Source organism: Corallococcus sp. Z5C101001, from assembly GCF_007352635.1.
In the GTDB taxonomy this organism is placed as follows: Bacteria; Myxococcota; Myxococcia; order Myxococcales; family Myxococcaceae; genus Corallococcus; species Corallococcus silvisoli.
In genome coordinates this window covers 247,173-262,121 of sequence record NZ_VKLU01000006.1, presented here as the reverse complement: position 1 = coordinate 262,121, position 14,949 = coordinate 247,173, and the positions used below count along the sequence as shown (strand labels likewise).

The 14,949-nt window shown below is 70.3% G+C and carries 11 protein-coding genes; 4 read left to right on the top strand and 7 right to left on the bottom strand.

Annotation, left to right across the window (positions count from 1 at the left end; genetic code table 11):
* Nucleotides 1-4 precede the first annotated feature (4 nt).
* The 4 genes from FOF48_RS16165 to FOF48_RS16150 all read right to left on the bottom strand — a co-directional run bounded on the left by FOF48_RS16165 (nt 5) and on the right by FOF48_RS16150 (nt 6,364).
* On the bottom strand, nt 5-610 hold the full coding sequence (locus tag FOF48_RS16165) for an MXAN_6521/LA_1396 family lipoprotein (protein ID WP_143902582.1): 606 nt from the start codon (nt 608-610) through the stop codon (nt 5-7).
* A 103-nt stretch (nt 611-713) separates the two neighbouring features.
* Nucleotides 714-3,365, bottom strand: a complete 2,652-nt coding sequence (locus FOF48_RS16160; RefSeq protein WP_143902580.1) for an RND family transporter — start codon at nt 3,363-3,365, stop codon at nt 714-716.
* Between the two features lie 103 nt (nt 3,366-3,468).
* Nucleotides 3,469-5,640 (bottom strand): site-specific recombinase, encoded by a 2,172-nt coding sequence (locus FOF48_RS16155; RefSeq protein ID WP_143902578.1) that lies wholly within the window; start codon nt 5,638-5,640, stop codon nt 3,469-3,471.
* Between the two features lie 118 nt (nt 5,641-5,758).
* Nucleotides 5,759-6,364, bottom strand: a complete 606-nt coding sequence (locus tag FOF48_RS16150) for an ABC transporter substrate-binding protein (RefSeq protein WP_143902576.1) — start codon at nt 6,362-6,364, stop codon at nt 5,759-5,761.
* A gap of 236 nt (nt 6,365-6,600) precedes the next feature.
* Between FOF48_RS16150 and metK the strand changes: the two genes are divergently transcribed.
* From metK to FOF48_RS16135, 3 genes are all read left to right on the top strand, one after another.
* Nucleotides 6,601-7,794, top strand: a complete 1,194-nt coding sequence (gene metK / locus FOF48_RS16145) for a methionine adenosyltransferase (RefSeq protein ID WP_143902574.1) — start codon at nt 6,601-6,603, stop codon at nt 7,792-7,794.
* Nucleotides 7,795-7,913: 119 nt separating this feature from the next.
* Nucleotides 7,914-8,831 (top strand): methionyl-tRNA formyltransferase, encoded by a 918-nt coding sequence (locus FOF48_RS16140; RefSeq protein WP_143902572.1) that lies wholly within the window; start codon nt 7,914-7,916, stop codon nt 8,829-8,831.
* Between the two features lie 99 nt (nt 8,832-8,930).
* Nucleotides 8,931-10,181: a glycosyltransferase gene (locus FOF48_RS16135; protein ID WP_143902570.1), complete on the top strand. Its 1,251-nt coding sequence runs from the start codon at nt 8,931-8,933 to the stop codon at nt 10,179-10,181.
* 11 nt (nt 10,182-10,192) lie between these two features.
* On the opposite strand, the gene FOF48_RS16130 is transcribed toward FOF48_RS16135, so the two are convergent.
* Together FOF48_RS16130 and FOF48_RS16125 are read right to left on the bottom strand one after the other, a co-directional pair.
* Nucleotides 10,193-11,056 carry a pirin family protein gene (locus tag FOF48_RS16130; protein ID WP_143902568.1) on the bottom strand — a complete coding sequence of 288 codons (864 nt, stop codon included), beginning with the start codon at nt 11,054-11,056 and terminating at the stop codon, nt 10,193-10,195.
* Nucleotides 11,057-11,072: 16 nt separating this feature from the next.
* On the bottom strand, nt 11,073-12,149 hold the full coding sequence (locus FOF48_RS16125; RefSeq protein ID WP_235685883.1) for an alkene reductase: 1,077 nt from the start codon (nt 12,147-12,149) through the stop codon (nt 11,073-11,075).
* A gap of 88 nt (nt 12,150-12,237) precedes the next feature.
* Here FOF48_RS16125 and FOF48_RS16120 point away from each other — a divergent pair, with 88 nt between their 5' ends.
* Nucleotides 12,238-13,221 carry an AraC family transcriptional regulator gene (locus FOF48_RS16120; protein ID WP_235685882.1) on the top strand — a complete coding sequence of 328 codons (984 nt, stop codon included), beginning with the start codon at nt 12,238-12,240 and terminating at the stop codon, nt 13,219-13,221.
* Between the two features lie 164 nt (nt 13,222-13,385).
* Here FOF48_RS16120 and FOF48_RS16115 read toward each other — a convergent pair whose 3' ends face one another.
* On the bottom strand, nt 13,386-14,852 hold the full coding sequence (locus FOF48_RS16115) for a di-heme oxidoredictase family protein (RefSeq protein ID WP_143902562.1): 1,467 nt from the start codon (nt 14,850-14,852) through the stop codon (nt 13,386-13,388).
* Nucleotides 14,853-14,949: the final 97 nt, after the last annotated feature.

Below are 14,949 nucleotides of genomic sequence, written 5' to 3'. Positions count from 1 at the left end.
GACGCTACTCGCCCAGGTCGATCTTCTCGTCCTTGTCCGCGTCGTTCAGTTCGGGACTGGGCAACGTGCCCAGCGTCGCCACCAGCAGCTTGTACGAAGGCACCACATAGGGCTCCACCTCCGGCCCCAGCTCCTTCACGTACTGCTCCGTGCGCTCCACGTACTTCTTGTCGTGCGAGTCCCAGCTGCCGCCCGCCTCCGCCGCCCACACCTCCTGGCCGTCGCGGCAGCGCAACAGCTGCGCCTTCACCGACACCTCCGCTCCCTCCCCCACGCGCTTCACGCTGGGGTCCAGCCACAGCACGCCCTCAATCCCCTCCACGCACTGGTCCTTGAAGGTCAGGTCCGTGGGGCGCTCCGGCAGGGACGTGTTCGCCTTCACCAGGTAGTCCCGGTTCTGGTTCAGCCACTGCCGCGCGATCAGGCTCCACAGGTCGCCCACGTACTGCTGCCCCGGCGGAAACGGCTGCGTCACCACCGCCAGCCGCTTCACCTGCTGCCGGTCCACCGTCGCGTAGTCGTCGCGCAGCCGATGGCTCTTCACCGTGCTCGCGCAACCCGTGAGCACCATCAGGCCCAGCACCGCGCCCACCCGCTTGAACGTCCCCATGGCTTGAAGCTCCTTCCGTGAGAAAGAGAAGCCCCGCGCTTCCCTGGGTGAGGGAAGGCGGGGCCGAGGTCCGGCGCGGATATTAAGCGCTTCCTCCGCGCTGTCAGGCCGCGCGTGTGGAGGACGCGTCACCGCCCGGGGCGGAGCCGCCCCCCTGGCCGCGCGCCGCGTCCCGCTGACGCTGGTCGTGCATCAGCTGCATCACCGCCGCCAGCACCGTGAAGGACACCAGCAGCGTGGTGATGAGGCCAATGCAGGCCACGAGGCCCATGGAGCGCAGGCCGTTGTGGCTGGCCACCAGGAGCGCCGCGAAGCCCGCCACCGCCGTCAGCGTGGAGGACGCCACCGCCGCGCCCACGCTGCGCAGCGCCACCAGCGGAGAGGTCCCCTCCAGGAAGCGGTGCAGCAGGTACAGGCCGTGGCTCACGCCGAAGCCCAGCAGGATGGGCAGGATGATGATGTTCATGAAGTTCAGGCGCAGGTCGAACAGCGCCATGAAGCCCATCATCATCGCCAGGCCCACCGTCAGCGGGATGACCGACGCCAGCGCCAGCTTCGCGTTGCGGAAGTCCGCGAAGTGCATCACCAGGATCCACAGCGCCGTGAGGATGACCGTGAGCTTCGCGTCCTTGAGCACCATGCGCGCCAGCGACGCGTAGAGCTGCGTGGCGCCCGCGGCGCGGAACTCCTTCTCCACCGGCGCGCCCGTGGGCCCGCCGTCGGTGAACTTGCCCGGCGTCACCAGCGCCTTGATGGAGCTGGTCTGGTCCGCGAACTGGAGCATCTGCTTGCCGTCCCACAGGTCCACGCTCGGGTAGATGAACGTGAGGTAGCCGTGGTTCTCCGGGCTGGTGGTGGGCAGGTGCCGGAACTGCGAGGCGTAGATCTCCGGCACGTGGTGCACGTCGAAGGGCCGCGCCTCCAGCATCTTGAAGAACATCGCCGCCTTCTCCTGCGTCTCCGGCGGCAGCGCCTTCACGTCGATCTCCTTCAGCTCCTCCTGCCACTCCTCCAGGATCTTCGCGTTCGCCTGGGAGATGCCCTCCGGCGGCACGAAGGTGAACAGGCTCATCACCTGCGAGATGGCGGGGCGCTTCTTCGGATCCGCCGTCAGCTCCTTGTAGAGGGCCTCCGTCTCCGCCAGGTCCTTCGTGTAGACGGCGAGCGGGTCGCTGGCGATCTTGAAGCGCACGTTGATTTCATCCTGCAGCACCACGGACGGCTGGTTCGCCGGCATCAGCGCGCGGGTGTTGTAGTTGAAGCGCACGCCGTACGGCAGCCGCGCGAAGAAGCCCGCGTCCGCCGGGGGCTCGCCGCTCTTCCACGGGATGGCCGCGCCGCACACCACCGCGACAATCACGCAGCCCACCGCCAGCACCAGGCCGGGGCGCGGGATGCGCAGCTCCTTGCCGGAGGCGTTGTTGGTGGGCGGCGGCTTCATCACGCCGATCAGCTTCTGCGGCAGCTCCGGGTTCTTCCGGCCCGCCAGCGCCAGCAGCGCCGGGCACCAGGAGAACAGCGTGAAGCCCAGCATCAGCGTGCCCGTGCCGGCCAGGAAGCCGAACTGCGAGAAGCCGCGGAACTCGCTCACCATCAGCACGTAGAAGGAGCCCGCCACCACCACCGCGGACACCAGCGCCGGACGGCCCGCGTTGATGACCGCGTCGCGGATGGCCACGTCGTAGCGCTTGCCCGCGCCCAGCTCCAGGCGCGTGCGGAAGATGAAGTGGATGCCGTAGTCGATGCCGAACCCCATCAGGATGCCGCCCAGGATGGAGGTGATCATGTTGAGCTCACCCAGCGTCGCGTAGGTGAAGCCCAGCGTGTACAGCGTGCCCGCCACCGTGCCGCTCACCACGATGAGCGTGGGCGCCCACTTGCGGAAGAACGCGATGGTGATGCCGAAGATGGCGATGAGCGCGATGATGGTCACCGGCTGGAGCGAGTCCTCGATGGCGTACGAGTCGTCCACCGCCGTCTTGTAGGAACCCGTGAAGCCGTAGGCGACCGTCTTCTTGTCGCCCATCTTGTAGTAGTCCTCCACCAGCTGCACGCCCGCGGCGTTGCTCTTGGAGTACTGCTCCAGGTCCCCGCGCAGCTTGTCCACGTACTGCTTCGTCTGGCCAATCTGGTTGGTGTCCCACATCGGCTTGATGAGGAGCAGCAGCAGCTTGCGGTCCTGGGAGATGTAGTAGTCGTCCGCGATGCTCTTGTTGCCAACGCTGGAGTACTTGTCGACCAGGTCCTGCAGGTCCAGCTTCACCGGCTCCGTCTTCTTGATCTCGATGTAGAAGGGGTTCGCGCGCCGGAGCTGGTCCTTGAGGAACGCCATGATGCGGCGCTTGCCCTCGGCCAGGTCCTCCGTCTTCACGAACAGCACCATGTTCTGCTGAACGAACTCGACGGGGATCTTGTAGGTGATGGAGCGCGCGTGCTCCTTGTCCTGGCCCACCATCGCGGCCACGTCGTCCGCGACGCGCTTGAGGGTGGCCTCGTCGTCGCCGCGCAGGGCGACCATGAAGAAGCCACTGCCGCCCACCATGTCGATGACCCGCTTGACGTCCTTCACCTCCTGGAGGTCCTGGGAGATGAGGTCCAGCTGGTTCGAGTTGATGGTCAGCTTCGACGTGCCCCAGACCGCCAGGCCGAGCAGCAACAGCAGCACGGTCATGACGGTGCCGGGACGCCGGACCAGCATCTCGGCGTAGGCGACTGCGAGTCGGGGCGGGGGGTGCGAGGAGGGATTGCCGCTCATGGGCGCGGGACCCTATCGACAAACGCCCCCGCCCGGAAGCAAAGCCAGGGATGCCTGTCCGCCCCCCCTCCACGCGAGACAGGGCCCCTCTTCAACCGGGAATTCAGTGCCCCGGGGGCCCGCTCTGGGGGACGGTCTGCGCCTGCGTCCCACCCGGGGCGGCCTCGTCCCGGGGCGGGATGAGGAAGGGGCCGGGGTTGCGCAGGAAGCGCATCGCCACCGCGCCCAGGAACCGCAGGCCCTCCCGCGCCGGGACATCCCGTGCGCGCAGGGCCACGCCCAGCGCCAGCGCGAAGGACACGCCGAAGTTGAGGACGCCGATGACGGCCACCCCCAGCACGGCCGCCAGGAATCCGGGCTCCAGCACCGCCGCGGGGCCCAGCGTGCAGCCGGCGAAGGCCAGGGACCCGAATGAAAGGGTGACGTGCCGCACATCCAGCGGAATGCCGAAGAAGCCCCCGATGCCCGGCGCCACCGCCAGCAGCACGCCCAGGGTGACGCTGCCGCCCACGCCCGCCGCGTGGTGCATCAGCGCGTCCGCCACGCGGCGCGCGCCGGTCACCCCCAAGAGCGCGCGCAGCACGCGGTGGTGGGCCAGGGCCTCTGGCAGCCGGCGGTAGACGACGAAGTTCTCGAACCAGCCCGCGGCCACGCTGGACACCCAGAGCAGCACGCCGGTGAAGGCGGCCCACAGGAGCGTGGCGCTGTGCCAGGGATGCAACGACTCCACCACGGACTCGGCCTTGTGCACCGACAGCAGCGAATGGCCCTTGAGCCACTGGAAGCCCAGCGCCAGCGCCACCGCGACGGGCAGCACGCAGCCCAGGTTGCCCAGGGCCGCGGCCAGCTGGGAGCGGGTGATGCGCGGCACCAGCGCCGCCAGCCGCTCCATGCGCCCGCTTCCGCCGTCCGGGCCCGCCGCCTCCTCGCCCACGGCGGCCGCCAGCGTGGAGGCCGTCATGGAGGGCTGCTTGGTGGCCAGCGTGAAGCCCAGGAACTGCATCACCACGAAGCTGCCGGCGTAGTTGAGCGCCGCGAAGAAGCCCGCGAAGAAGGGCGCCAGCGACAGGCTGGCCAGGAAGAACTTCAAGAGGGCGGTGAACGCGGTGAGGAAGCCGCCGCCCGCCGCCGAGTGCACCATGCGGTGGAACTCGTCGGGCGTCGCGGTGATGTAGTGCTCGCCGGTGCTGCTGGTGCGCTCGATGATCTTCCGCGAAAGGAGCCGCGCGTTGCGCTGGACCAGCGCGCGCACGGAGCGGTCCGCGTGCGCGTACCCCAACAGGTCCGACAGCAGGGTCAGGGCCTCGCGCCACCGCGCCTCGCCCCTCGCGGCGCCCAGCACGCGCGAGATGGCCTCCATCCGGTCCAGGCCGCGCCGGATGCGCTCCATCCGGTACACCAGGTCCACGCTGACGCCGGAGTACTCCAGGTGCCGCGTGACGGATTGCACCACGCCCCGGCAGTCCTCCAACACCCGCGCCAGGTCCTTGAGCGTCTCCTGCGCCCCGTCGCGCGCCAGCACCGCGTCGCACACCAGCCTGAGCCGCAGGAACGGCGAGGCGCGGAAGGACGTCTCCGGGCTGCGGTCGCGCACGTCCTCGGCCAGGCCCAGGCCCGCCACCTGCACGCCCAGCAGCAGCAGCGCGTCCATCAGGTCGCCGCGCACGCGCGCCGACGGGGTGGGCTCCGGGGGCGGGGGTTCGCCCACGAGCGCCGTCAGCCGCGCGAGGAGCGCGGGCGACAGGGCGGCCAGCCACTGCGCGTCCTCCGGCACCGGGAACAGGCGCAGCAGCAGCTCCGACAGCTTGCCCGGCTCCGGCGGCGAGGGCAGCACGCCGCGCACGAAGCGGTCCGTCAATTCAGAGAAGAAGCCGTTGCCGCCGCTCAGCCCCACCTGGGCGAAGAGCTTCAGGCCCCGGCTGCCCGCGCACACCCCCGCCACCAGCCGGGTGACGGACGCGCGCAGCCCGGACTCTCCCTCCAGCACGCGCACCAGCAGCGCCAGCCTTGAATTCGCGGGCGACAGCCCGGCGTCCTCTCCGTCCGTCAGGCCCTGCGCGGGGATGCGGTCGCGCATCCAGTGCATCCAGCGCTCCACCCACTCCAGCCTCGGCTCCAGGCCGTCGCCGGGGACCTCCGACAAGAGCCGCAGCAGGTCCCGCACGGCGGGGTGGCCCGGGGCCCGAGGGGCGTACTGGACGCAGAACGCATCCACCTCACGGGCGGACGGCGTGCTGCGGACCAGAAGCTGCTGGGCGGGGGAGGAAACGGTCATTCGCCAGGCGCTCCGGGGGGAGGGGGATGCGGAGCCTACCCGGCCCACGCCTCCCCCGGAACCCGGTGGGAGGGCATGGGCCGGGGTGCCTGGCTGCTCCGTACCCCTTGAGACTGGATTACTTCAGCTTCACCGAAGCGAGCTCGTTGTTCTTCGCGCGCATGGCGCCCAGCAGGGCGTCCCAGCCGCCTTCCTTGAAGAGGGGGCGCACCTGATCATCGCGGATGCCGGTGAGCATGGAGTCGCCCAGCACGGACACGTCCACGACCTTCCAGGCGGTGCCCACCTTCTCCACGGCGTACTTGAGCTTCATCTCCTGCTTCTTCAGCGGGTGGTTGATGAAGATGGTGGAGCCCACGAGCGCCTTGTCGCCCGTCACCTGGGGCTCGTCGTAGGTGATGGAGTCCAGGTTCTTGAAGTTCTCCCGGACCTTGGGGAAGGCCATCTTCGCGAAGAGGCTCTGGAAGAGCTGGGTGAACTCCTTGCGCTGGGCGTCCGTGGCCTTGGTCCACTCGTCGCCCAGGAGGAAGAGCCCCTGCGGGTCGCTGCCCAGGTTCTCCAGCGCCTTGAGGTCCTTCTCGTAGCGCACCGACTGCACCACGGTCTTCACCGGCTTGGTGACGGCTTCGTTGGTGGCCTTGTTGGGCGGCGCGGCGAGCGCGGGCACGGCCAGGGTGAGGGCAACCAGGAGAGGAAGGGCGCGGATGCGGGTGTTCAGGTTCATACGGGTCGGTGACCTCCAACAGAAGGGCTCGGGTCCTGTAGCCCAGGCAAACGCCGCGTGACGCACAAAATTCAACCGGCCCTGGGCCCATACTCCACGCGTTGGGTCCGGGGGGCCGGAGGGTGTTTCGGGCCGAATAATCCTGTGGCTCGGCGGGTTTGACTCTGCTGGGACCGCACGTTTAGTGTCCGGACCCCTGCGCTGCGTCACTGGATTAGCGCGAAGCCCGAGAAGACATGCCTACCGACTTCCTGTTCACGTCTGAATCCGTCACCGAGGGCCACCCGGACAAGATCGCCGACCAGATCTCCGACGGTGTGCTCGATGCCATCATCGCCAAGGATCCGCAGGCGCGCGTCGCCGTGGAGACGCTCGTCAAGACGGGCCTCGCCATCGTCGCGGGCGAGGTGACGACGAATTGTTACGTGGACATCCCGAAGATCGTCCGGTCGACCATCACGCGCATTGGCTACACCGATAGCTCGATGGGCTACGACGGCAACACGTGCGGCGTCATGGTGGCCATCGAAGGCCAGAGCCAGGACATCGCCCGGGGCGTGGACAACAAGAAGGACCAGGGCGCCGGCGACCAGGGCATGATGTTCGGCTTCGCGTGCGACGAGACGCCGGAGCTGATGCCCGCGCCCATCCACTACGCGCACCAGCTCACGCGCCGCCTGGCGGAGGTGCGCCGCAAGGCCCATCCGTGGATCCGCCCGGACGGCAAGAGCCAGGTGACGGTGGAGTACAAGGGCGGCCGCCCGGTGCGCATCGACGCGGTGGTGCTGTCGACGCAGCACGCGGAGGAGGTCTCCAACAAGAAGATCCAGGAGGCCATCCGCGAGGACGTCATCCTCAAGGTCCTGCCGAAGAAGCTCATCGACAACAAGACCAAGTTCTTCATCAACCCCACGGGCCGCTTCGTCATCGGCGGCCCCATGGGCGACTCGGGCGTCACGGGCCGGAAGATCATCGTCGACACCTACGGCGGCATGGGCCGTCACGGCGGCGGCGCGTTCAGCGGCAAGGACCCGTCCAAGGTGGACCGCTCCGCCGCGTACATGGGCCGCTACATCGCCAAGAACGTCGTCGCGGCGGGCCTGGCCAGCCGCTGCGAGGTGCAGGTGTCCTACGCCATCGGCGTGGCGGAGCCGGTCAGCGTGATGGTGGAGACCTTCGGCACGTCCACCGTGCCGGAAGAGCAGATCGCCCGCGCCGTGCGCCAGACGTTCGGCCTGCGTCCGCGCGAAATCACGGAGCACCTGGACCTGCTGCGGCCCATCTACCAGAAGACCGCCGCGTACGGTCACTTCGGCCGCACCGACAAGGAGTTCACCTGGGAGCGCACGGACAAGAAGGACGCGCTCCGCGAGGCGGCCTCCTCCTCCGGTGGCACCAAGTCGCGCACGCCCCGCCTGAAGGCCGTCTGACGTCCCGGCGGCGGCTGGCTTGAGCCCACGCGCTCGCTCCCTCCAGGGGCGAGCGCGTTTTCATTTTCCGGGGTGCGGAGGCCGGGCGCGCACGGCCGGTGAATTGTTAGGACACGGCCATGCCGACTTCCGGTGCCGCGTCTGGCTGGCGCATCGTGCTGCTCACCGTGGCCCCCGCGGTGGCGCACGACTTCACGTTGTCCCTGCGGGCGCAGGGGCATGACGTGGTGGCGTTGGTGGTGCCGGCGGGCATCCGGGGCCTGCGTCCGCTGGACATGGCGGGGTGGGCGGAGCTGGGGCGGCTCTTCGAGTCCGCGCCGCCGTCGCTGGACGTGCTGCTGGTGAGCGAGCGGGCCCACCTGACGCCCCGGCTGGCGGCGCTGAAGCCGGACCTGCTGCTGTGCTTCTTCTTCCCCTGGAAGCTGCTGCCGGAGGCGCTGGCGCTGGCGCCGCTGGGCGCCGTCAATGTCCACCCGTCGCTCCTGCCGTGCTACCGCGGTCCGTGTCCGCTGGGCTGGGCGCTGCGCGAGGATGCGCGGGACGTGGGGCTGACGTTCCACCGCATGGACGCGAGCTTCGACACCGGGCCCGTCCTGGCGCAGGGCACCTTCCCGCTGCACGACGAGGACACGGAGGAGGTCATCTTCGAGAAGTTGATGCTCGCGTCGCGCCAGCTGCTGCCCGGGGTGATGGAGCGCGTGGCGCGGGGCGACCGGGGCGAGCCGCAGGTGGACGCCGACGCCACGTTCGCGCCCTTCTTCGACCGGGCGTACCGGGACATCGACTGGCGGGACCCCGCGCGCTCCGTGCACCTGAAGGTGCGCGCGTGCCGCTTCGCCGCGTGGCGCGACGGCAACGGGGATGCGCGGGCCCGGCTCCAGGGCCGCTGGATGCGGGTGCGGCGCACGCGGGCGTGGCGGGGCGAGGACCCTCGCGAGGTGCCGGGCACGCTCCTGGCCCGTCAGGGGGACGAGCTGCTCGTGCAATGCGGGGACGCGCCGCTCTGGGTGGTGTCGCACACGCTGGAGGAGCCCTGAACGAAAGGGGCGCGCTTGTGTGTACGGCAGCGGGCATCCGGGGCCGGGGATTCAGGCGCGCGGGTGGCATGTCCCGGGGGGCGGACGCAGACAGAGGGCATGGTGAAGAACCTCGGAGACCCGTACCCCATCGTCCGGCTCGAGCACTACGAGCGCTACGTGGGCGCGGCGGTGGTGGAGCGCATCCTGGAGAAGGCGCGTCCGCTGCAAGACCTGCGGGTCGCGCACGTCAACTCCACGTACTACGGCGGTGGCGTGGCGGAGCTGCTCTCCCCACTGACGCTGCTGATGAACAGCGTGGGCATGGTCACGGAGTGGCGGGCCATCCAAGGGCCGCCGGACTTCTTCAACATCACGAAGAAGATGCACAACGCGTTGCAGGGCGCGGACATCCACCTGACGCCGATGAAGGCGAACATCTACGAGGAGGTCGTCTACGAGAACGCGATCCGCAACCGGCTGGACCACGACCGCGTCGTCATCCACGACCCGCAGCCCCTGCCCATCGTGCGCTACAGCCGCAAGCGCGGACCGTGGACCTGGCGCTGTCACATCGACCTGTCGAATCCGGAGCCGGCGCTGTGGGAGTACTTGAAGCCCTTCGTGGAGGAGTACGACGCGATGGTGCTGAGCGCTCCGGAGTACGCGCAGGACCTGCGCACCCCCCAGCTCTTCTTCATGCCGGCCATCGACCCGTTCTCCATCAAGAACCGGGAGATGAGCGAGGCGGAGATGGACGAGCGGCTTCAGCACCACCACATCCCCACGGACCTGCCGCTGGTGGTTCAGATCTCGCGCTTCGACCGGTGGAAGGATCCGGAGGGCGTGGTGTCCGCGTGGCGGCTGGCGCGCAAGGACGCGCCGTGCACGCTGGTGCTGCTGGGCAACATGGCGTCGGACGACCCGGAGGGCCAGGAGGTGTACCAGGAGGTGATGCGGCACCGCGACGAGCGGATCATCATCCTCAGCCGCGAGGACACGGCGCTGGTGAACGCGCTCCAGCGCCGCGCGGCGGTGGTGGTGCAGAAGTCGCTGCGCGAGGGCTTCGGGCTCACCGTGGCGGAGGCCATGTGGAAGAGCACGCCCGTCATCGGTGGGAACGTGGGCGGCATCCGCCACCAGATTGAAGACGGGTACAACGGCTTCCTGGTGGACTCCGTGGCGCAGTGCGCGGCGCGCATGGTGCAACTGCTCAAGAACCCGAAGCTGCGCCGCCAGATGGGGCACCACGCGCACGAGACGGTGCGCCGCCGCTTCCTGCTCACGCGCTACCTGGAGCAGTACCTGGACCTCTTCAACGCCTTCGAGACCCACTACCACCTGCGCCCGCTGCCGCACCTGACGACGTAGCCCGCGTGGCGCTACCTCCGGGGCGGGTGCGTGTAGCGGCCGGCGCGGTACTCGTCCATCACCCGCATGAGGTCCGCCTGCGTGTCCCCGATGAAGGGCCCATAGCTGACCAGCGGCTCGCGCTGGGGCGGACCGGCGTACAGCAGCGCCCGGGCCCGCGTCGTCCCCGTGAGGCGCAGGGTGCTGTCCCCGCCACTCCCCGGCCGGTCCAGCCAGCCCACCTGTCCGGGCCGCAGCGCCCGGGCCTCCGGGCCCACGGCGAGTTCGCCCTCCAGCACGTAGAGGAAGCCGTTGTCCGCGTGGGGCAGGTCGTGTTCGACGGTGGCGCCCGGCTCGAGCAGGAACTCCGCGAGCGTGACGGGCACGTAGTTCTGCGTCGGCGAGCGCACCTCCCCCGAGCTCCCGCTGTACAGCCGGACCTCCACCCCCGGCTCGCGCCGCACCGGCAGCTCCGCGTAGGAGATGTCCTGATAGCTGGCGGGGACCCAGCGCCGCGCCTTGGGCAGCGTCAGCCACAGCTGGAGGATGCGCGCCTCGCCCGGGCGGTCCAGCCCTTCGCCGTGGATGACCCCGCTGCCGGCGGTCATCCACTGCACGTCCCGCTCGCCCAGCCGCCCGCTGTCGTGGGACATCCCGCCCTTCACCACCAGCGTCACCGTCTCGAAGCCGGCATGCGGGTGCGGCCCGCCGATGGGCTGCCCGTCGATCCGGTCATCCATCAGCAGGATGAACGGATCCGACAGGGCGTAGTCCTCCGGTTGGATGACGGGCACCACCGTGTGCGCGGGTCCGAACTGTCCCTGCACGGGGGCGGGCAGGTCGATGATGCGTTCCAGGCGGCGCTCCACGCCGTGCCGTGCATTCGAAAGCGTCATGACTTCCTCCTCGGGGTCAGCGCAGCGCCGGGTAGTCGGTGTAGCCGCGCTCCTCGCCACTGAAGAAGGTGGCGCGGTCCGGCGGGTTGAGCGGGGACTCGAGCCGGAAGCGCTCCGGCAGGTCGGGGTTGGCGAGGAACGGCGTGCCATAGGCGACGAGGTCCGCCTCTCCCGCGGCGACCGCCGCCTCTCCGGCGCGCGCGTCGTAGCCGCCATTCACGATGAAGGTGCCTGGGAAGACCTTGCGCAGCAGCGGGGTGATGCGCTGGTCGGGGGACGGCACCGTGTCGCCCGACACGGGCTCCGTGACGTGCAGGTAGCCCAGGCCCAGCCGGCCCAGCTCCCGCGCGATATGGGTGAACGTCTCCACCGGCGTGGAGTCGCTCATGCCGACGTAGGGGAACTGCTGGGGAAAGAGCCGGTAGCCCACGCGGTCGGCGCCCCAGACGCCCGCCACCGCCCGGGCCACCTCCAGGGGGAAGCGCGCCCGGTTCTCGATGCTGCCGCCGTACGCGTCGGTGCGCTGGTTGGAGCCGTCGCGCAGGAACTGATCCAACAGGTAGCCGTTGCTGCCGTGCAGCTCCACGCCGTCGAAGCCGGCCTCCAGGGCGTTCACGGCGGCGCTCCGGAACTGCTCCACGACGCCGGGGAGCTCCGCGGTCTCCAGGGCGCGCGGCGTCACGGTGGGCACGCGGCCCTTGTGGGTGAAGACCTCGGCCTCGAAGCGGATGGCGGAGGGGGCCACGGGCAGCGCGCCGTCATGGAAGTCCGGATGGGAGACCCGGCCCACGTGCCACAGCTGGGCGAAGATGCGGCCCCCCGCCGCGTGGACGGCCTCCGTCACCTTCCTCCAGCCCTCCACCTGTTCGGGCGAGTGGATGCCGGGCGTGCGGATGTAGCCGACGCCCTGGGGGCTGACCTGGGTGCCCTCGGTGACGATGAGGCCCGCGGAGGCCCGCTGCACGTAATAGGTGACCGCCAGGGGGTTGGGCACGTTGCCGGTGGCCAGCGCCCGGCTGCGGGTCATGGGCGCCATCACCAGGCGGTTCTTCAGTTCAAGGCGGCCCAGCTGGACGGGGGAGAGGAGCTTCATTGTATTTGCCATGGCCCCTTGATGCCGGGGCCGCTATGGACGTTCCATGCCATCCAGTCCAAAAGAATTGACCAATCGTCCAGAGCCCATGGACGAGCAGGCTTCTGACGTCCTCGCGGACGTGCTGGACACGATGCGGCTGTCCACCCACGTGAACGGCCGCTTCGAGCTGTTCGCGCCCTGGGGCCTCCAGTTCCCCCGGAGCCCGGGGGCGCACATCGTCCTCGTCGCGCGCGGAGGCGCCCGCCTGGAGGTCGAGGGGGTCGAGGGCGCGGTGTCCCTGTCCGCCGGGGACCTGGCCCTGCTTCCGCACGGGGGCGGACACACGCTGCGCGACGCGGAGGGCAGCCCCGTCCGGCTGCTGGAGCGGGGCGAGTGCCGGCGGACGGGCAACGCCATGGCGGCCCGGCTGGGGGAGGGCGGCGACCGGACGACCCTGGTCGTGGGCTCGTTCCGGTTCGGCGCCGTGCCGACCCTGCCGCTGTTCGCGGGGCTCCCGGGCCTCATCCACATCGCCGCGGACGACCCCGCGACCGCGCCCTCGGTGGCGTCGACCGTGCAGTTGCTCATCGCGGAGAGCGCGTCGTCCAGTCCGGGGGCGACCGTCATCATGAGCCGGCTCGCGGACATCCTGCTCGTGCAGGCCATCCGGACGCACATCCAGGGCGGTCCGTGTCAGCGGCATGGGTTGTGCGCGCTGGCGGATCCCCAGTTGCGCAAGGCGCTCTCGCTCATCCATGAGCGGCCCTCCGAGCCCTGGACCGTCGAGAGCCTCGCGACGGCCGTCGCCATGTCCCGGTCGGGCTTCGCGGCGCGCTTCAGCGAGCTCGTCGGAGAGCCCCCGCTGGAGTATCTGGCGCGGTGGCGGATGACCAAGGCCGCGCAGCTCCTGCGTGAGAGCGAGCTGCCGCTGGGCGAGGTCGCGGAGAGCAGCGGCTACCAGAGCGAGGCCGCGTTCAACCGCGCCTTCAAGCGTTGGGGAGGCAGCGCCCCTGGTGCGTACCGGCGCGAGCACCGTAAGGGGCCCCGGGACATGTCCGGGGCGTCAGCGCGAGTCGAGGAGCGTGAATAGCGCCGCGCGCGCCTTCGCGACATGCGCTGTACGGCGTCAGCGCGAGTCGAGGAGCGTGAATAGCGCCGCGCGCGCCTTCGGCGACATGCGCTGTATGGCGTCAGAGCGAGTCGAGGAGTGTGAATAGCGCTGCGCGCTCCTTCGGCGACATGCGCTGTATGGCGTCAGAGCGAGTCGAGGAACGTGAGGAGCGCCGTGCGCTCCTTCGGTGACATGCGCTGCACGGCTTCGCGCGAGGCGGTGGCTTCGCCGCCGTGCCAGAGGATGGCCTCCAGCACGGAGCGCGCGCGGCCGTCGTGGAGCAGGCGCGTGTGGCCGTTGATGGTGGCGGTGAGGCCCAGGCCCCAGAGGGGCGGGGTGCGCCACTCGGTGCCGGTGGCCAGGAAGTCGTCGCGTCCGTCCGCGAGCGCTTCGCCCAGGTCGTGCAGCAGCAGGTCGGTGTACGGCCAGATGCGCTGGTGCGACAGCTCCGGGAAGCCGGGCAGCTCGCCGGTGACGGTGGTGGGGCGGTGGCACCGGTCACAGCCCGCGCGCAGGAAGGCGGCCTTGCCCGTGCGCACGTCCTCGCGCTCCGCGCCCCGTCGCGCGGGCACGGCGATGAGGTGCGAGTAGTCCGACAGCGAGGCGAGGTTGGCGTCATCCACCTCCGGCTCTCCGCCGGTGGCGCCTTGCAGGCACGCCGTCTGCGCGGCGGTGCACGCGGACCGGGGGAACAAGGAGGTCGTGAGGCCCATGTCTCCCAGGAGCGCGCCCGCGGCCTGGTGCTCCAGGTCCGGCTGGTTGGCCTTCCAGCCGAAGCGGCCCAGCACCTCGCGGCCCTCCTTCACGCTCCACACGCGGTTGGGGCGGCCGCGGATGCCGTCGCCGTCACGGTCGTCGGGATCCGCCCACGCGAGCAGCGTCGCGTCCGGGATGGCCGCGAGCAGGCCCAGGCCCACCATGGGCTGGGCGATGCGCGGGGACATGCGCACCGTGGGCGAGAGCGGGCCATAGCCCAGCTCCACCAGCGCGTAGCGCGGGGCCTGGAGCGCCACGCTGCCTTCGCCCTGGAGCGCGAGTCCAGGCAGGGACTCATAGGTCACCTGCACCTGGCCCTCGGCGGGGACGCCGTTGATGGCTCGAGGCTGGAACTGGTCGCCGTACGTGGGCTCCGGAACGGGCTCGCCGTGCGGGCCGGTGCCGGGCACGGAGAGGCGCACGAGCAGGGAGGCAGGGGCCTTGGTGTTGCCCGCGACGGGCGCACCCCGGCCGTTGGCGACATGGCAGGCGAGGCAGGAGGTGGCGTGGAAGAGCGGGCCCAGGCCGTCGCGGTCGCGCTGGCTGCTGGGCGCGGGGACCCAGTCCACCTCGAAGTTGGCCTCTCCCAGGAGGAAGCGCGACTTGCGCTCCACCGTGAGGTTCGCGATGGGCTGGACGAAGGCCTCGGGGTCGGCGCGGAACACCGTGGTGGCGCCGCCCGTCAGCGACTCGTCGGGGTCGAGGGGCGCGACCTCCAGCGGAACCTCCTGAGGGGGCTGCTCCACCGGCGTCTCTTCCGGGGGCGGCTTGGCGGGAGACTCGCCGCAGGACGCGAGCGCGAGCGTGAGTCCCAGGACGAGGAGGGGCGAGAGGGCCGGGGTTCCGGAGCGCATGATGGGCGGCGTCAGTGTAGCGAGGGGAGGATGCGCGGAGGCGCGCGAACGCCCGGTGGGAGACGGGCGCTGAGGCTTCGAAGAGGGGACTACCGCG